This is a genomic window from Streptomyces albospinus (assembly GCF_014648695.1).
Lineage (GTDB): Bacteria > Actinomycetota > Actinomycetes > Streptomycetales > Streptomycetaceae > Streptomyces > Streptomyces albospinus.
Genome location: NZ_BMRP01000014.1, coordinates 148,306 through 164,861, shown reverse-complemented (window position 1 = coordinate 164,861; position 16,556 = coordinate 148,306). Strand labels below are relative to the sequence as shown.

Genomic DNA, 16,556 nt, shown 5'->3' with positions numbered 1-16,556 from the left:
TCGAGGAGCCGGGCCGCGGCGGGCCCCTGCGCTCCTCCCGGCCGGCTGCCAGGAGGAGCGCAGGGGTCCGGCCCTGGCGCCGCTCGGCGCCGAACGCCATGAACGTAGCGTCCGCCACATCGGCTGACAAGACCGTTCCGATGCGACAGCGAAAATCCGGACGGAAATCGCCGGCGGCCCGCCGAATTCCCGACTGCTCGCATGTAAAACCACAGCCGATATCACCCGGGGTTTTACCGGGAACCGGAGAGGGGAATTCTGCCCACGGCCCCGGCCTTCCGGCCCCGGCCTTCCGGCCCCGGCCCGTCGGACAGGCCCTAGAAGCCGCGGGTCCGCTTGGCCGCCCGGCGGCCCGCGCCCGCCTCCGTGATGCCCGGCGCCCGCAGGAACAGCCGGGCGACCTCGCTTCCCAGGTTGACCCCGACAGCGATCGCGAGCGCCAGCGAGGCGGCCCGGATCAGCGACGAGATGCCCTCCAGCAGATTGCCCTGGGCGAAGTTGAGCAGCCCGAAGTACGTCGCGCTACCGGGCAGCAGCGGGCCGATCGCCGCGGTGACGTACGGCAGCGCCGAGGCGTAGCGGTACCGGGAGAGCAACTGGCCGAAGAGGCCGACGAGTCCGGCGGCGATGGCCGTGGACGGTACGGCGTTGAAGCCGGCGGTGACGTTCAGCGCCCCGTACACGACCCAGGCGACCCCGCCGTTCAGGGTCGCGAACGCGACCGTGTGCCGCTCCTGTTGGAGCAGCACGCAGAACGCCAGCGCCAGCAGCATGGACGCGCCGGTCTGCACCAGCGGCGCGTTGTAGAGCTGCAACGCCTGTTCCGGGTTGAGCCGCTTGAGGCCGGGATCGATCTGGAGCCCGATATAGAGCACCGACAGCACGCCGACGACGATGCCGACGATCAGGTAGCCGACCTCCAGCAGACGCGCGGCGGCGGTGATGTAGTAACCCGTCAGCCCGTCCTGCACACCGGCGACCAGCGCCCGCCCCGGGATCAGCGCGAACAGCCCACCGGTGATCACCGCGGACGCCTGCACGTTGGAGTGCGCCAGGCCGAACGCGAGCCCTATCGCGGCCGGTGGCATCGCCGCGCACACGAACTGGTAGAACTCCGGCAGCCCGCGCCCGGACGCCAGCCACGCCAGCCGGTCGCCGAGCATCGAGCCCACCGCCGCCGCCGCGAACACCAGCGCCCCGCCACCGACCAGCATGCTCGCCGCGCCGGAGAGCAGCCCGGAGGCGAGCGTCAGCGCCCAGCTCGGGTACGGGTGGCGGTTCCGCCGGATCTCGGCCAGACCGCGGTACGCCTCCTCAAGGGTGATGCCCTCGGAGGTGATGTCGTCGACCAGCCGGAAGACCGCGGACAGCCGGTTGTAGTCGACACCGCGCCGCCGCACCGTCCGGCTCGCGGTGACCGGGTCGTCGACCAGCGAAGGCTGGTACGAGATCGACAGCAGCGTGAACGTGACGGTCGGCTCGACCCGCTCCAGCCCGTACGCGTGCGCCACGCCGAACATCGCCGCCTCGACGTCCTCGGCGCCCTCGCCGCCGGCCAGCAGGATCTCGCCGATGCGCAGCGTCAGGTCGAGCACGCGGGGGACGGCGGGGCCGCCGGTCTCGTCCTCGGCGCGCTCCACGCGCTCGGGCACCGGCCGCTCGTGGATCGGCATCCGGAGCATCGTGCGCATCCGGTCCTGCCACGGAGCCTCCTTGGTGAGGCTGAGGACGGGTATGCCGTGCGGCGGGGTGAACGCCAGACCGCCGGCGACGGTCCCCGGCAGCGGCGTCTGCCCGGTGGTGCTCCCGGGCGGCGCGAACGCCGACCCCTCGTGCTCGGCCGGCGTCTCCGGACGCAGGCCGTCGGGGAGCGCGAACTCGGAGGTGGGGTGCTCCTCCTCGGGGAGCGGCGGCAGCGGCACACCCAGTGGCGGTGTGAAGGCGCTGTGCGCCTCGTCCGACTGCGGTTTGCGCTCCTCGGGTAGACCGGCCCGCTCCGAAGTCCCGTCGGCGCTGCTGCCGCCGCTGCTCTTGCCCGCGCCGTTGCCGCTGCTGCCGCGCTGCCCGCGCGGTGGGTCCGACACCACGTCTCTCCGCTCCTCTTACGCCTCCTGCCGACCGGTCATGGACACGATGCCGTATACGGAGTCGTGGCGCTTGCCCGGGTGCCACGTTTTTCGGGAGCGCGTGTTGTGGGATGCGGCAGTGCGGGAGCGGGGCCGGGTGCTGGCGGCGGGGCGTCAGCGCTTGGCGTGCCGCCCGCGCCGGCCGTCGGCCGGGGCGCCCAGGGGCCGGTCCGAGCCCGTCGCCGAGCGGCCGGCCGCGCCCGCCGGCTCCTTCGCCGCCTTGCCGCGCGCCCGGAGGTACTCGATGACGATCGGGACCACGGAGATCAGCACGATCGCCACGAGCATCAGCTCGATGTTCTTGTGCACGAACGCGACGTTGCCCAGCGCGGCGCCCAGCAGCGTCACCCCGGCGCCCCACATCGCACCGCCGATGAGGTTGAAGGTGATGAAGGAGCGGTAGTTCATCCGGCTCACACCGGCGATGATCGGCGTGAACGTCCGCACGATCGGCACGAAACGGGCCAGGATCAGCGACTTCGGGCCGTGCTTCTCGAAGAAGAGATTCGCCTTCTCGACGTTCTCCTGCTTGAAGAGCCGCGAGTCGGGCCGCTTGAAGAGGGACGGGCCGACCTTGCGCCCGAAGAGGTAGCCGGCCTGGTCGCCGAGGACGGCGGCCAGCACCACCAGCAGGCACACCGCCCACAGCGGGGTGTGCAGCTTGTTCGCCGTCACCAGCAGCCCGGTCGTGAACAGCAGCGAGTCACCCGGCAGGAAGAAGCCGATCAGCAGGCCGGACTCGGCGAAGACGATGAACAGGAGGCCGACCAGACCGAAGGTCTGGAGGAGATAGTCCGGGTCCAGCCACTGGGGGCCGAGCGCGAGGGTATTCACGGGGTGAAGGCTCCTGGGTCGAGGGCGCCGGGTCGCGCGATGCGACGAGCAAAAGCGGGGGTGCAGGCGCAGTGTGCGGCCCAAAGCTATCAACGGACTATGCCGCCCCGTGGTTCCAGCCGGAGGACCGGGGGCCTGCGGAGCCGGGGGTTCCGGGGCAGCCCCCGGAACCCCCGGCTCCGTGCCGCCGCGGATCCGCGCCGGGTGGCAGGCGCGGCTCCGCGCCTGCCACCCGACCGCTCCCCGACCGGTGGCCGCCCCCGCCGGGCCGGGTGATGCTGGCCGCAAGGAGGTGCGGATCATGGGCATCGAGGAGTACGGCGGCGGACAGCAGGCGGCGGACGTCCTGGTGGTCACCACGAACGACGTCCCGGGCTTCCACGTGGACCGGGTGATCGGCGAGGTCTTCGGCCTGACCGTCCGCTCGCGGCACCTCGGCAGCCAGATCGGCGCCGGCCTGAAGTCGATGATCGGCGGCGAGCTGCGCGGGCTGACCAAGACCCTCGTCGAGACCCGCAACCAGGCCATGGAGCGGCTGGTGGAGCAGGCCCGCGCCCGCGGTGCGAACGCGGTGCTCATGTTCCGCTTCGACGTCACCGAGGCCGCCGACGTCGGCACCGAGGTGTGCGCCTACGGCACGGCCGTGGTCCTGGCCCCCCTGAGCTGAGCAGGCGGGCCGCAGCGGGCCGCAGCGCCCGCGGCCGTGCGGGCCCCCCGGCCCCCACGCATCCGCCGGGAGGCGCCCCCGCCCGCGCAGGAAGAGACCCCCGCACGCGCAAGAGGCGCCCCCGTCCTCACCTCACAGATGCCGGACCGCGTTCGCCAGCATCGCGTCCCGCAGGTAGACGGCCAGACCGGGCCGGATCGCCTCGTACGTGGCGGTGAACCGCTCGTCCGCGACGTACATCTCGCCGAGCCCGGTGTGGATCTCGTAGGTGCAGTCGTAGTAGGCGCCCCCGATGAAGCGGCGGTGCTCCTCCGCGACGTCCATCGCCGCCTCGGAGTCCGCCGGGACACCCTGTTCCAGCAGGTCGGCCATCTTGCGGTGGATGGCGTCGAACTCCGCCCCCAGCCGCTTCCAGTCGTCCTTGGTGTACGCGACCGTCCGCCGCTGCGACTCCTTGTAGGCGTCGGTGCCGCCCCAGCGCTCCTCCACCTCGGCGGCGTACCGGTCCGGGTCGAAGTCCCCGAAGACCTCGAACTTCTCCTCCGGGGTGAGCCGTACGTTCATTCTGCGTGCCTCCATCGCGTGTTCCACGGCGGCGGCCATGTCCTGGAGCTTGCCGATCCGCGCGGTCAGCAGGTCGTGCTGGCGCCGCAGGTGCTCCTGCGGGTGCGCGTCCGGATCGTCCAGGAGGACCGCCACCTCGTCGAGCGGAAAGCCGAGTTCGCGGTAGAACAGGATCTGCTGGAGCCGGTCCAGGTCGTGGTCGCCGTAGCGGCGGTGACCTGCGTGGCTGCGCTCGCCGGGCGCCAGCAGCCCGATCTCGTCGTAGTGGTGCAGGGTGCGCACCGTGATCCCGGCGAAACCGGCGACCTGCCCTACCGAATAGCTCACTTCCGCTCCCTCGTCGGTCATCGGTACGCGCTTCACGATGGGTCCTCACGCCGCGTGAGGTGCAAGCCCGCAGCCGTGCGGATACGGATACGGGCGGCCGGCTGCGGCGGTCCGGATGGTGAACGGCCGGTGGGGCACCGGACGCCCGGTGGCATCCTTCCGGCCATGCTCGGAATAACGGATCTGTCCACGTATCTGGCGGGCCTGGCACTGATCATTCTGCTGCCGGGCCCCAATTCGCTCTATGTCGTCTCGGTGGCCGCCCGGCGCGGCCGGCGGGTGGCGTACCGCGCCGCGGCGGGCGTGCTGTGCGGCGACACGGTGCTGATGACGCTGTCCGCGGGCGGGGTGGCCTCGCTGCTGAAGGCCAGCCCGCTGCTCTTCGGCATCGTGAAGTTCGCCGGTGCGGGCTACCTCACGTGGCTGGCCGTCGGGATGCTGCGCGGCGCCTGGTCCCTGTGGCGCGGCGGCCGGGCCGGCAAGGCCGTACGGGACGGCGCGGCCGTACGGGACGCCGAGGACGCCGGCGCCACGGCGGCGGCCCCGGGCCCCAAGGAGGCCGCCGAACGGCCGTTCCGCCGGGCGCTGGTGGTCAGCCTGCTCAACCCGAAGGCGATCTTGTTCTTCATCTCCTTCTTCGTGCAGTTCGTGGACCCGTCCTATGCGCACCCGGTGCTGTCGTTCCTGGCCCTCGGCGCGTGGGCGCAGCTGTTCAGCTTCACCTACCTCTCGGTCCTGATCTTCAGCGGGACGTTCCTGGCGGCGACCTTCCGGCGCCGCAAGCGGCTGACGGCCGGGCTGTCCGCGGGCGCCGGCGCCGCCTTCCTCGGTTTCGCGGCGAAGCTGTCGCTGGCCAGCGCGAGCTGAGCGACCGGGAGCCGAGCCGGCACACCGGGCCACGTCCCCACCGCACCGGGCCGCGCCTCCGCGGCCCGGTCGCACGGTCCCCGGCGCTTCCACTGGGCGAACCCTGGAGGCCGCGTACCCCTTATGCCCCTATTGTCGGGTTCCAGGAGGTGCGCCCATGCCCACGCACGACGTGAACGTCGCGGTCATCTACTACTCCGCGACCGGCACCGTCGCCGAGCTGGCCCGCCTGATCGCGGACGCCGCCGAGCACGCCGGCGCCGACGTGCGCCTGCGCCGGACCACCGAACTCGCCCCGCAGGCCGCCATCGACGCCAACCCGGCCTGGGCCGCGAACGTCACCGCCACCGCCGACATCCTGGAGGCGACCCACGAGGACATGCTCTGGGCGGACGCGGTGATCCTCGGCACCCCCACCCGCTTCGGCAACGTCACGTCCCAGCTCAAGCAGTTCCTCGACACCCTGGGCGGCCTCTGGCGGCAGGGCAGGCTGGCCGACAAGGTCTACAGCGGCTTCACCGCCTCCGCCACCCCGCACGGCGGCCAGGAGTCCACCCTCCTCGCCCTCTACCACTCCGTCCACCACTTCGGCGGCATCCTCATCGCCCCCGGCTATACGGACCCGGCGAAGTTCACCGACGGCAACCCCTACGGCACCTCGCACGTCGGCGGCCCGGACACCCCGGTCGACGCGGACGCCCGTACCGCCGCCCGCATCCAGGCGGAACGTGTCGTGAAGTTCACCAAAGCCATCAAAGCCGGTCTTTCCTCTGCGAGTTGACGGGTATCCCCATCAGATGACTCTCCACAAAGGCGCCTCCGACCGCGACCGCTCGCGCCAGCCGCGCCCGGTCAACCCCTTCTACGGCGAGGCCGACCCGGTCGCCGGCATGGAAACCTCTCCGCCGCGCGACACCCTGCCCGAGGGCCCGGTCTCCCCGCACACCGCCTACCAGTTCGTGCACGACGAGCTGATGCTGGACGGCAACTCCCGGCTGAATCTGGCCACGTTCGTCACCACGTGGATGGAACCGCAGGCCGGCGTCCTGATGTCGGAGTGCCAGGACAAGAACATGATCGACAAGGACGAGTACCCGCGCACCGCCGAACTGGAGCGGCGCTGCGTGGCCATGCTCGCCGACCTCTGGCACGCGCCCGACCCGTCCGCCACCATCGGCTGCTCGACGACCGGTTCCAGCGAAGCCTGCATGCTCGCCGGGATGGCCCTCAAACGGCGCTGGTCCCGGCGCAACGCGGACCGTTATCCCGCCACCGCCCGCCCCAACCTCGTCATGGGCGCCAACGTCCAGGTCTGCTGGGAGAAGTTCTGCACCTTCTGGGAGGTCGAGACCCGCCAGGTCCCCATGGAGGGCGACCGCTTCCACCTCGACGCGGCCTGTGCCGCCGCGCTCTGCGACGAGAACACCATCGGCGTGGTGGCCGTCCTCGGCTCGACCTTCGACGGGTCGTACGAGCCGGTGGCGGAGATCTGCGCGGCGCTCGACGCCCTCCAGGAACGCACCGGCCTGGACGTCCCGGTCCACGTGGACGGCGCGTCCGGCGCCATGATCGCCCCGTTCCTCGACCCCGACCTGGTCTGGGACTTCCGGCTCCCCCGGGTCGCCTCCATCAACACCTCCGGCCACAAGTACGGCCTGGTCTACCCGGGTGTCGGCTGGGCGCTGTGGCGCGACCAGGACGCGCTCCCCGAGGAGCTGGTCTTCCGCGTCAACTACCTCGGCGGCGACATGCCGACCTTCGCCCTCAACTTCTCACGGCCGGGCGCCCAGGTCGCCGCCCAGTACTACACCTTCCTGCGGCTGGGCAGGGAGGGCTACCGCGCCGTACAGCAGGCCACCCGCGACGTGGCCCGCTCGCTGGCCGAACAGATCGGCGCGCTGGGCGACTTCCGGCTGCTCACCCACGGCGACCAGCTGCCGGTCTTCGCCTTCACGACCGCGGACGGCGTCACCGCCTTCGACGTCTTCGACGTGTCCCGCCGGATGAAGGAGCGCGGCTGGCTGCTCCCCGCCTACACCTTCCCGCCCCACCGCGAGGACCTCTCCGTCCTCCGGATCGTCTGCCGCAACGGCTTCTCCGAGGACCTCGCCGACCTCTTCCTCACGGACCTGGAGAGCCTGCTGCCCGAACTCCGGCAGCAGCCCTGCCCGTTGGACCGCCCGGAGAACGTCGCCACCGCGTTCCACCACTAGGGCCTGTCCGGCCCCGACCCATCGGACAGGCCCGCACGCCCGTCGTCGGCGCCACCCGTCGCGTACGGGTTCTCCTCCCCCTCCGCGAGCACCCCCTTGAACGGCTCCCCCTCGCCCGCGAAGACATAGGCGCCGCCCTCGATCCGCGCGATCAGCCCCCGCGTCCACTCCGCACCGCTGTCCGCCGAGTGCACCCACATGTTCATGATCTCGCCGATATGGCCGAGCTGCCCGGTCCCGCCCTCGGGCGTGTAGTACGAGGTCACCGTGGACCGCCACTCGTCCAGCGCCCGCACCCGCTCCTTGAGCAGCGCCACCGCCTCGTCCCGCGGCAGGTCCACCACGAAGCCGAGGCCGGCGCTCAGCACATCGGTCTTCGGATCCCGCTGCGCCAGCGCCGCCCGCAGCAGCGTGAAGTACTCCGCCTCACCCGCCGCGGTCAGCTCGTACTCCGTACGCGGCGGGCCGCCGGCGGTGCTGGGCGCGATGTCATGGGCGTGCAGCAGTCCCTGCTTCGCCATCTGCTTCAGCGCGTGGTAGATCGACCCCGGCTTGGCGCTGGACCACTCGTGGGCGCCCCAGTACTCCAGGTCGTTGCGCACCTGATAGCCGTGCGCCCTGCCGTGCTGCCGCACGGCCCCCAGCACCAGCAGCCGGATCGCCGACATCGTCTCCTCAATCCCTCGCGCGTCCGCACGTCCCTGCCGTCAGCCTAGGACGCCGCGCACCGGGACCGGCGGTCACCCCTCCCGGGCCGCCCGCTCCTCGGCCACCAGCGCGAAGGCGGTCCTGCCGTCCAGGGACTCCCGGATGATGTCGGCATGGCCCGCGTGCCGCGCGGTCTCCTCGATCAGGTGCAGCATCAGCCAGCGCATCGAGTGCCGGCCCCCGTCCGGGAACCAGGGCGCCTTCGGCAGCGGGAAGGTGTCGTCCAGGCTCGGCACGGAGCGGAGGAACTTCTCGGTCTTCTCCGCGACCTCGTCCCAGAACGCCAGCAGCCCGGCCACCGTCTGGCCGTCCTCCAGCTGGAAGGACAGATGCCAGTTGTCCCGGTCCCGCGGAATGGAGTGCTCCCGCTGCTGCGCGGTCTCCAGCCAGCGGAGCTCGACCTCCGCGGCATGCTTGACCAGCCCGGCCGGCGACAGCTCGCTGGCGCTCGGCGCCTGCCACGCCTGCTCGTCGGTCAGCCCGAGGACCGCCCGGCGCAGTCCGCCGCGCTGCGCCTCCAGGAACGCCAGCAGGGCACCGCGCTCGTCACCGTGGTCCTCGGCAGGGACGTGAGTGGGCATGGCAGCCGCCTTTCGTGACAGGTAACCGGCGACCGGGGTATCCGGCCGCCTTCCGGCACCCCGCACACTACGAGCCCTTGCGGTCAGCTTGCGTCCTCAAGTGTCCTCAACCTGCCGCGGCCCGGGCCGGATTGCGGTGCCGCCTCAGATCGGGAACCGGGACCGCCCGTGCTGAATGGACACCCACTTCTGCGTCGTGAACGCCTCGACCGTGGACTCCCCGTTCAGCCGCCCGACCCCCGAGAACTTCTCCCCGCCGAACGCCACCTGCGGCTCGTCGTGGACCGTCCCGTCATTGACGTGGATCATCCCGGTCTCTATCCGCTGGGCGATCCGCACCCCGCGCTCCACATTGGCGGTGTGCACCGCCCCGCTGAGTCCGTAGGGCGAGTCGTTGGCGATCCGCACCGCCTCCTCCTCCCCGTCGAACGAGACCAGCAGGACGACCGGCCCGAAGATCTCCTGGCTGTGCAGCCCGGAGTCCGCCGGCAGCCCGGCCAGCACGCTCGGCTCGACGAGGTTGCCGTCCGTACGGCCGCGCAGCAGCGCCGTGGCCCCCTCGGCGACCGCCCGGTCGACCAGCGAGGTCAGCGCCTCCGCCTGGAACCCGTTGATCAGCGGGCCTATCTGGGTCTGCGGATCGCGCGGATCGCCGGTGCGCAGCGCCGCCACCCTGGCCACGAACTTCTTGGTGAACTCGGCCTCCACGGCGCGGTCCAGCAGCACCCTGTTGGCCGCCATGCAGACCTGCCCCTGGTAGACGAACCGGCTGAAGACGGCGGCGTCCACGGCGTAGTCGATATCGGCGTCGTCCATGACGATCAGCGCGCTGTTGCCGCTGAGTTCGAGGACCACCCGCTTGAAGTGCCCGGCGCTGACCGCCGCGACATGCCGGCCGACCTTGTCCGACCCGGCGAACGAGATCACCCGCGGCACCGGGTGCTCGATCAGCGCATCACCGATCTCCGCGATGTCGGTGATCAGGACGTTGAGCAGCCCGTCCGGCAGTCCGGCGTCCTGGAAGAGCTTGGCGATCAGCCCGCCACCGGTGATCGGGGTGTTCTGGTTGGGCTTGATCACGACGGCGTTGCCGAGCGCCAGCGCCGGGGCCACCGACTTCATGGAGATCAGGAACGGGAAGTTGAACGGGCTGATCACCCCGATGACGCCGACCGGCACGCCGTAGACACGGTTCTCCTTGCCGTCCACCGGCGAGGGCAGTATCCGCCCCTGGGGCCGCAGGGAGAGCTGTATCGCCTCGCGCACGAACTCCTTGGCGAGCCGGATCTCGTAGACGGCCTTGCTGCGGGTGCCGCCCAGTTCGAGGACGAGCGCCTCGATGATCTCCTCTTCGCGTTCCTCGATCAGCCGCAGCAGCCGCTCGGTGACCTCTCGCCGCTCGTAGGGATTCTTCCGGGCCCAGTCGCGCTGCGCCCGTTCGGCGGCGCGGTACGCCTCGTCGACCTGGTCCACGCCGGCGACCGTGATCGACGCCAGCTTTTCCTGGTCGTAGGGGTTGAAATCGATGATGTCCCACGAGCCGCTGCCGGCCCGCCACTCACCGTCGATGAACTGGTAGGCCAGGTCTGCGAAGAAGGACATGGCATCCCTACTCTGTGCGGCTCTGCTCTGCGGGGGGGCTGATCCGGCGTCATCCTACTGCCGCGTCAAATGAGTTGGAGTAGACCGCGCAAGAGGTCCCTGGTCTGGGAGGGATTCGGACTGTCCTCCTGGAGCCGCGTCATCGCCCGCTCGTACTGGGCGACCTCCTCCGCCTTGTCCAAGTAGAGGGCGCTGGTGAGCTGTTCGAGATAGATCACGTCGGACAGATCGGACTCCGGGAACCGCAGCATGGTGAACGCACCGCTCTCGCCCGCATGCCCGCCGAAGTTGAACGGCATGACCTGAAGCTGCACATTGGGCCGCTCGGAGATGTCGATCAGATGCTTCAACTGGCCCCGCATCACGGCCCGTCCGCCGTACGGGCGCCTCAGCGCCGCCTCGTCCAGCACGCAGTGCAGCTGCGGCGCCCGCTCGGATATCAGCAGCTTCTGCCGCTCCTGGCGCAGCGCCACCCGGCGCTGGACGTCGGCCGCCGGCGCGCCCGGCATGCCCCGCGAGACGACGGCGTGCGCGTACTCCTCGGTCTGCAACAGCCCGTGGACGAACTGGACTTCGTAGACGCGGATCAGCGACGCCGCCCCTTCCAGCCCCACATACGTCTGGAACCACCCGGGCAGCACATCGCCGTAACTGTGCCACCAGCCCGCGACGTTGGCCTCGCGGGCCAGTGCGAGCAGCGCCTCGCGCTCCTGCTCGTCGCCCACGCCGTACAGCGTGAGGAGATCGGCGACATCGCGTGCTTTGAAGCTCACTCTGCCCAACTCCATGCGGCTGATCTTCGACTCGGACGCACGGATCGAGTAGCCGGCCGCTTCACGGGTTATCCCGCGCGATTCACGCAGCCGACGGAGCTGCGACCCGAGCAGGATCCGCCGCACCACCGACCCGCTCGACTCACTTGCGGACACCTCTCTGACCCTCCTGTGACCCCACCCCGTCCAACAGTGGGCCGCAGTCTGCCATGTTCAGGCTTCGTTGAGTGCTCATCCGGTTACTGATATGTGCCGCCCCCGCAAGCCCTCCACAAGAAATCACAGGAAGAATACGGCGCTTATACGGCCAGCCCTACGCAATCACGTCAGCTGCACGTGCATCTGCCCTTGCATCTGTCCTACGCATTGGGAACCATAGGCGTCGCACGCATGCTCGCTCGTGAAAGATCCGCCAGATCCGGCTGACCGGCCAGGGTCATGACGTCCGCGAACGCCAGGAGTGCCTCGCATGGGGACCAAGGTTATGACCATGCTCGATTTCGAGCCGTTATGGCAGGGCTTTCCTCCCGTCGACCCCTTGGCCGTCTCCGGATCCGCGTCCTGCTCGCTCCCGCCGCGCTACGAATCGGTCGGCGGGGCACGGAAGTTCACCCGCGAAACGCTCTGCGGCTGGGGCCTGGACGACCTCTTCGACGGGGTCGCCCTCGTGGTCTCCGAGCTCGTCACCAACGCCCTGCGCCACGCGGTCCTCGCCGCTCCCGGCCGGTCCTGCGAATTCGGCCCGGAATACGCGGAGCACCCGGAGTACCCGGACTCGGCGCCCCCCGCCCGGCTCCACCTGATGCGCTGGTCCTCCCGGCTCGTCTGCGCCGTACGGGACCCCAGCGACGCCTCCCCGGAGGCCGGCGAGGCGGACTCCGCCGCCGAGTCGGGGCGCGGGCTCTACCTGGTCGACTCCTTCAGCGACAGCTGGGGCTGGCACCGGCTGTCCGGGGCGCAGCACGGAAAGATCGTGTGGGCCCTCTTCCGGCTGCCGTGAGCGCCGGCCGCCGCGGGCCCGCCGCCACGGCGCCCGCGGCCCGCGCACACGACGAACGGGCGCCCGTTTCCACGGGCGCCCGTTCGCCTGTCCGCGCCGCGCCACCCGGCCGCACAGGGCCGGCTCCGTCGCGTACGAGGCGTCAGTCGCGTACGAGGTATCAGTCGCCTACGGGGTGTCAGTCCCGTACGAGGTGGTCGAACTCCCCGTCCTTGATGCCCAGCAGCATCGCCTCGACCTCGGCCGGCGTGTAGACCAGCGCCGGGCCGTCCGGGAAGCGGGAGTTGCGGACCGCGATGTCACCGCCGGGCAGCTTCGCGAACTCCACGCAGGACCCCTGGGAGTTGCTGTGCCGGCTCTTCTGCCATGACACATCGCGGAGATCCGTTGCGGCCATGCCGTTGTATGCGTGGGGCACAGGGCTCTCCCGGTGGTGAACGCGGTGATAAACGGTGTCAACTGCCCGGGATCATAGCTGCGTTCACATGCGGATGCATGCGCAGATGCACGTGCACGACAGCCGGTACCGACACCGTCACCGCCCGTGGAGCGCTCACAGCTCCTGGAGCACCTTCCCCAAACCCTCCGTCACAATCGACCGCCATCCGCCGCCCATGACCTTGTACGCCTGCACCTGGAACGGGTCGTCCGGGTCGAAGCCCTCGTGGACGAGGAAGAGACGCGTGCCGCACCCTTCGGGTTCCAGGGTCCAGGTGATCGTCCAGCCGGCGGGGTTGCCCTGCCCCTCGTCCGCGCCCCGCCGGCGCAGCCGCAGCATCCTCCCCCGAGCTTCGAAGGGGCAGGGGGGAGGTGGCCGACCTCCAGCCGGAAGTCGCCGGGCATCAGCCACTGGGCGATCGGCTCCGGCTCGGTCAGCGCCCGCCAGACCTTTGCTTGGCGGGAGGGTGCGCGAGGAAGTGCGCGATACGGATCGTGGTCGGATCGCCGTCCGGAACCGCGAAAGAAGCGCGCACGGTCATTGCGCCTCATCATCGGGTGCGTCGGGATCGTCGGGAAGGCGGTCGAGCAGCTCGCCGAGGCTCGCGAGCTTCGCGCGCCAGAACCGCTCGTAGGGGCCGAGCCAGTCCTGCACCTCGCCGAGCGGCGCGGCCTCCAGGCGGTAGATCCGCTGCCGGCCGGCCCGCTGCTCGCTCACCAGCCCGGCCTGGCGCAGCACCTTCAGATGCTCGGACAGACTCGGCCGGCTCATCGCGAAGTGCTCGGCCAGCCGCTGGACGGGCTGCGGCCCGCCGTCGCGCAGCAGGCAGAGCACCTCGCGCCGGGTGCCGTTGGCGAGCGCCGCGAAGACGCGGTCCTGAGCCGGTTCGGACAGGACGGCGCGCGGCGGTACAGGAGTGGCGTTCACACCCCGACGATACGTAGGAGATTCCCTACGCGTCAAACATAGGGAATCTCCTACGCGTCACCGCGAGGCGTACGGCAGCAGCGCCATCTCCCGGGCGTTCTTGACCGCGCGGGCCAGCTGCCGCTGCTGCCGGGCCGTGATCCGGGTGACCCGGCGGCTCCGGATCTTGCCGCGGTCCGAGAGGAACTTCCGCAGCAGGTCGGTGTCCTTGTAGTCGATATACGTGATCCCGGCCGCGTCCAGCGGGTTGGGGCGGGTCGCGGTCCTACGGCGCGGGTCGTGCCGACGGGGCATGGGCGGAGCTTTCTCGTGCGGGCGGATGCGGCCGGTTCCCCACCGGAAAACGGCCGGTTCGGTCACAGGCGGAACGGGTGCTTACGGAACGGCGCCTCACGACACGGGGTCGAGGAGCGCGTCGAAGGCGGGCGGCAGGCTCTTCCAGGCGGGCGGCCCGCCGGCGTACTCGGCGTCGGTGAGCAGACAGGACTCCAGCAGGGACCGGAGCCCCTCGCGGTCCAGGCCGGGCGAGGTGAAGACCAGGTGCTGCGCCCGGTCGCCGTGCTCGGGGTGCCAGTCCAGCGCGGCGGCGGCCCGGCGCGTCGGCGACACCAGCTCCCAGGCGGCGTCCGGCAGTGAGGCCAGCCACGGCCCGGCGCTCTCCACGCACAGCGCACCGCCCGCCGCGTCCCAGGACAGCAGTGCATCCGGCCGGTCGGCGAGCCAGAACCGGCCCCGGCTGCGCGCCGCCGCACAGGCCAGGTCCTCCAGGGCCGCGTAGAGCCGCTCGGGATGGAAGGGCCGGGTGCGCCGCCAGACGAGCGTGCCGACCCCGGCCGCATCGGCCTCCTGGGGCAGCAGCGCACACGCCGGATGCTGCCGGGCGGCAGCCGCCTCCACATCGAAGCCGGCCAGCGCCGCGGCGGCCAACTCGACGGACGCCACGTCCACTTGGCGCGCCGTCGGGTGCAGCTGCGCCAGCAGCGCGAGATCGGCCTCGTCCGCGGCCTCCTCCCCCGCGGCCAGCGCCAGCACCGGCGCGTACTCCAGCTGCCGCGCCCAGGTGTCGGCGACCGTGCGCTGATCGGAGGCCGCAGCCGCCAGCCCCGCCTCCGACAGATCGTCGCCGCAGGCGAGATACGGCAGCAGCAGCGCCGGGTCGACGGCGGTGATCACCCCGGTCAGCGCCAGGTTCTCGCTGCCGCACGAGGTGATCACCTCGGCCATCGCCTTCGGCTCGACCGAGTCCCACAGCTCCACGACCGCCAGCCGGCAGGTCCGCCCGGCGGCCAGTCGCTCCAGCTCGGGCACCAGGTCCTCGCGCAGCGCACAGCAGGCGCAGTCGTTGACCAGCGGCGCCGCACCGGTGTCCAGCGTGCCGCCGGCGTCGCGGACGGTGCGCCGTACGGTGCCGTCCGCGGCCGAGGCCAGGTCGTGGTGGAGGGCGACGCTGCCGGGCACGGCGCCCAGCAGCCGCTCGACCGCGGCCCGCCGGGCATCCGCGTGCAGCCCGCCCACCAGCACGACGCTCAGCCGCTCCATCAGCGGGCCCCGCGCGTGCCGTACCGGCGCTCGAACCGCTCGACGCGGCCCGCGGTGTCCAGCACCCGGGCGGTGCCCGTGTAGAAGGGGTGGCTCGCCGAGGAGATCTCGACGTCGATGACGGGATAGGTGTTCCCGTCCTCCCACTCGACGGTCTTGTCGCTCGTCGCCGTCGAGCGGGTCAGGAAGGCGAAGCCGCCGGCCCGGTCGCGGAAGACGACGGGCTCGTAGGCGGGGTGGATTCCAGGCTTCATCGGACCTCAGCGCTCCTCTCGGAAGGTGACGTGCCGGCCGGCGACCGGGTCGTACTTGCGCAGTTCCAGGCGGTCGGGGTCGTTACGGCGGTTCTTGCGGGTCACGTAGGTGTAGCCGGTGCCGGCGGTGGACCGGAGCTTGACGACCGGGCGTATTTCGTTGCGGGCCATGCCAGGTAGTATACGCAAATGGTTTCCATTTTCAATAAGCCCTCAGAGGGCCCGACCACCGAAGGGACCGCACCATGTCCGCCCACTGCCAGCTGACCGGCCGCAAGCCGGGCTTCGGCAAGACCGTCTCGCACTCGCACCGCCGCACCCCGCGCCGCTTCGACCCCAACATCCAGCGCAAGCGCTACTGGCTGGAGAGCGAGGGCCGGCACATCCGGCTGACGCTCAGCGCCAAGGGCGTCAAGACCATCGACGCGATCGGCATCGAAGCGGCCGTCGCCCGCATCCGCGCCCGGGGGGAGAAGGCCTGATGGCCAAGAAGAGCAAGATCGCCAAGAACGAGCAGCGCCGCGCCACCGTCGCCCGCTACGCCGCCCGGCGGGCCGTCCTCAAGGCCGTCATCCGCAGCCCGCACACCCCCGAAGAGGAGCGCACCGCCGCCCGGCGCGAGCTCTCCCGCCAGCCCCGGGACGCCAGCGCCACCCGCGTCCGCAACCGCGACGGCGTCGACGGCCGCCCGCGCGGCTACTTCCGCGCCTTCGGGCTCTCCCGCGTCCGGCTGCGCGAGCAGGCCCACCAGGGCTACCTTCCGGGCGTACGCAAGTCCAGCTGGTAGCCGGCCGGCCGGCTGCCGCCCCCGGGAACGCCCCCTGGGGGTCGGCAGCCGGGCCGTTCGGGTAATACTGGACAGACTCCGCAGGACCCCCCGACGAAAGCGAGAGCGTCCATGTTCCGCAACGCCCTGGAGCCCTGGCACCTGATCCTGGTCGTCGCCGTGCTCGTGCTGCTCTTCGGTTCCAAGAAGCTCCCCGACATGGCGCGCGGCCTCGGTCGCTCGATGCGCATCCTCAAGTCGGAGGCCAAGGCCCTCAAGGACGAGCGCCCGGCCGACGCCCCCCGCACGGAGCAGGCCCCCCACCCGGAGCAGGCCCCCGGCCACTGACCCGGCCGGCGGCCACCGCAC

Annotated in this window: 22 protein-coding genes; 8 read left to right on the top strand and 14 right to left on the bottom strand. The window is 71.3% G+C overall.

The annotated features are described in order from the left end of the window. Nucleotides 1–317: 317 nt before the first annotated feature. Both IEZ17_RS20725 and IEZ17_RS20720 read right to left on the bottom strand, forming a co-directional pair. Complete coding sequence (locus tag IEZ17_RS20725) at nucleotides 318–2,087, bottom strand: threonine/serine exporter family protein (RefSeq protein ID WP_189302256.1); 1,770 nt, start codon at nucleotides 2,085–2,087, stop codon at nucleotides 318–320. 153 nt (nucleotides 2,088–2,240) lie between these two features. Further along, the gene (locus IEZ17_RS20720) at nucleotides 2,241–2,960 is read right to left on the bottom strand and encodes a DedA family protein (protein ID WP_189302255.1); all 720 of its coding nucleotides are present in this window, start codon (nucleotides 2,958–2,960) and stop codon (nucleotides 2,241–2,243) included. Nucleotides 2,961–3,261: 301 nt separating this feature from the next. On the opposite strand from IEZ17_RS20720, the gene IEZ17_RS20715 reads away from it, so the two are divergent. Continuing rightward, nucleotides 3,262–3,627 carry a YbjQ family protein gene (locus tag IEZ17_RS20715; RefSeq protein WP_189302253.1) on the top strand — a complete coding sequence of 122 codons (366 nt, stop codon included), beginning with the start codon at nucleotides 3,262–3,264 and terminating at the stop codon, nucleotides 3,625–3,627. A gap of 132 nt (nucleotides 3,628–3,759) precedes the next feature. Here the strand turns inward: IEZ17_RS20715 and IEZ17_RS20710 are convergent, their stop codons facing one another. Continuing rightward, nucleotides 3,760–4,518 carry a MerR family transcriptional regulator gene (locus tag IEZ17_RS20710; RefSeq protein ID WP_189302355.1) on the bottom strand — a complete coding sequence of 253 codons (759 nt, stop codon included), beginning with the start codon at nucleotides 4,516–4,518 and terminating at the stop codon, nucleotides 3,760–3,762. A gap of 165 nt (nucleotides 4,519–4,683) precedes the next feature. On the opposite strand from IEZ17_RS20710, the gene leuE reads away from it, so the two are divergent. From leuE to gad, 3 genes are all read left to right on the top strand, one after another. Next, entirely contained in the window at nucleotides 4,684–5,385 is a 702-nt protein-coding gene (gene leuE / locus IEZ17_RS20705) for a leucine efflux protein LeuE (RefSeq protein WP_189302251.1), read from the top strand. 157 nt (nucleotides 5,386–5,542) lie between these two features. Further along, nucleotides 5,543–6,166: an NAD(P)H:quinone oxidoreductase gene (gene wrbA, locus IEZ17_RS20700; RefSeq protein ID WP_189302249.1), complete on the top strand. Its 624-nt coding sequence runs from the start codon at nucleotides 5,543–5,545 to the stop codon at nucleotides 6,164–6,166. 16 nt (nucleotides 6,167–6,182) lie between these two features. Continuing rightward, entirely contained in the window at nucleotides 6,183–7,598 is a 1,416-nt protein-coding gene (gad, locus tag IEZ17_RS20695; RefSeq protein WP_189302247.1) for a glutamate decarboxylase, read from the top strand. Here the strand turns inward: gad and IEZ17_RS20690 are convergent. The 4 genes from IEZ17_RS20690 to IEZ17_RS20675 all read right to left on the bottom strand — a co-directional run bounded on the left by IEZ17_RS20690 (nucleotide 7,595) and on the right by IEZ17_RS20675 (nucleotide 11,418). Further along, nucleotides 7,595–8,266 carry a PadR family transcriptional regulator gene (locus IEZ17_RS20690; RefSeq protein ID WP_189302245.1) on the bottom strand — a complete coding sequence of 224 codons (672 nt, stop codon included), beginning with the start codon at nucleotides 8,264–8,266 and terminating at the stop codon, nucleotides 7,595–7,597. The genes gad and IEZ17_RS20690 overlap by 4 nt on opposite strands. A gap of 72 nt (nucleotides 8,267–8,338) precedes the next feature. After that, the gene (locus IEZ17_RS20685) at nucleotides 8,339–8,887 is read right to left on the bottom strand and encodes a DinB family protein (RefSeq protein WP_189302243.1); all 549 of its coding nucleotides are present in this window, start codon (nucleotides 8,885–8,887) and stop codon (nucleotides 8,339–8,341) included. A 144-nt stretch (nucleotides 8,888–9,031) separates the two neighbouring features. Beyond that, complete coding sequence (locus IEZ17_RS20680; protein WP_189302241.1) at nucleotides 9,032–10,489, bottom strand: aldehyde dehydrogenase family protein; 1,458 nt, start codon at nucleotides 10,487–10,489, stop codon at nucleotides 9,032–9,034. Between the two features lie 65 nt (nucleotides 10,490–10,554). Further along, nucleotides 10,555–11,418 carry a Sco1979 family transcriptional regulator gene (locus IEZ17_RS20675; RefSeq protein WP_189302239.1) on the bottom strand — a complete coding sequence of 288 codons (864 nt, stop codon included), beginning with the start codon at nucleotides 11,416–11,418 and terminating at the stop codon, nucleotides 10,555–10,557. 313 nt (nucleotides 11,419–11,731) lie between these two features. Here IEZ17_RS20675 and IEZ17_RS20670 point away from each other — a divergent pair, with 313 nt between their 5' ends. After that, on the top strand, nucleotides 11,732–12,262 hold the full coding sequence (locus tag IEZ17_RS20670; RefSeq protein WP_189302238.1) for an ATP-binding protein: 531 nt from the start codon (nucleotides 11,732–11,734) through the stop codon (nucleotides 12,260–12,262). Nucleotides 12,263–12,440: 178 nt separating this feature from the next. Here IEZ17_RS20670 and IEZ17_RS20665 read toward each other — a convergent pair whose 3' ends face one another. From IEZ17_RS20665 to rpmG, 7 genes are all read right to left on the bottom strand, one after another. Further along, on the bottom strand, nucleotides 12,441–12,680 hold the full coding sequence (locus IEZ17_RS20665) for a DUF397 domain-containing protein (protein WP_189302236.1): 240 nt from the start codon (nucleotides 12,678–12,680) through the stop codon (nucleotides 12,441–12,443). Between the two features lie 135 nt (nucleotides 12,681–12,815). Next, a complete protein-coding gene (locus tag IEZ17_RS45230) occupies nucleotides 12,816–13,040 on the bottom strand; it encodes an SRPBCC family protein (RefSeq protein WP_308427678.1) in 225 nt (74 codons plus the stop codon). Nucleotides 13,041–13,238: 198 nt separating this feature from the next. Continuing rightward, on the bottom strand, nucleotides 13,239–13,628 hold the full coding sequence (locus IEZ17_RS20655) for an ArsR/SmtB family transcription factor (RefSeq protein WP_229852445.1): 390 nt from the start codon (nucleotides 13,626–13,628) through the stop codon (nucleotides 13,239–13,241). Nucleotides 13,629–13,685: 57 nt separating this feature from the next. Beyond that, on the bottom strand, nucleotides 13,686–13,922 hold the full coding sequence (rpsR, locus tag IEZ17_RS20650) for a 30S ribosomal protein S18 (RefSeq protein WP_189302234.1): 237 nt from the start codon (nucleotides 13,920–13,922) through the stop codon (nucleotides 13,686–13,688). A gap of 96 nt (nucleotides 13,923–14,018) precedes the next feature. After that, a complete protein-coding gene (locus IEZ17_RS20645; RefSeq protein ID WP_189302232.1) occupies nucleotides 14,019–15,167 on the bottom strand; it encodes a CobW family GTP-binding protein in 1,149 nt (382 codons plus the stop codon). After that, complete coding sequence (locus IEZ17_RS20640) at nucleotides 15,167–15,421, bottom strand: type B 50S ribosomal protein L31 (RefSeq protein ID WP_189302230.1); 255 nt, start codon at nucleotides 15,419–15,421, stop codon at nucleotides 15,167–15,169. The genes IEZ17_RS20645 and IEZ17_RS20640 overlap by 1 nt, the downstream gene beginning before the upstream one ends. 6 nt (nucleotides 15,422–15,427) lie before the next feature. After that, entirely contained in the window at nucleotides 15,428–15,592 is a 165-nt protein-coding gene (gene rpmG, locus IEZ17_RS20635; RefSeq protein WP_189302228.1) for a 50S ribosomal protein L33, read from the bottom strand. A 74-nt stretch (nucleotides 15,593–15,666) separates the two neighbouring features. On the opposite strand from rpmG, the gene rpmB reads away from it, so the two are divergent. From rpmB to tatA, 3 genes are all read left to right on the top strand, one after another. Beyond that, nucleotides 15,667–15,903 carry a 50S ribosomal protein L28 gene (gene rpmB / locus IEZ17_RS20630; protein WP_189302226.1) on the top strand — a complete coding sequence of 79 codons (237 nt, stop codon included), beginning with the start codon at nucleotides 15,667–15,669 and terminating at the stop codon, nucleotides 15,901–15,903. Continuing rightward, nucleotides 15,903–16,208 (top strand): 30S ribosomal protein S14, encoded by a 306-nt coding sequence (gene rpsN / locus IEZ17_RS20625; RefSeq protein WP_189302224.1) that lies wholly within the window; start codon nucleotides 15,903–15,905, stop codon nucleotides 16,206–16,208. Before rpmB ends, rpsN begins: the two co-directional genes overlap by 1 nt. A 111-nt stretch (nucleotides 16,209–16,319) precedes the next feature. Next, on the top strand, nucleotides 16,320–16,535 hold the full coding sequence (gene tatA, locus IEZ17_RS20620; RefSeq protein ID WP_189302222.1) for a Sec-independent protein translocase subunit TatA: 216 nt from the start codon (nucleotides 16,320–16,322) through the stop codon (nucleotides 16,533–16,535). The last annotated feature ends 21 nt before the right edge of the window (nucleotides 16,536–16,556 follow it).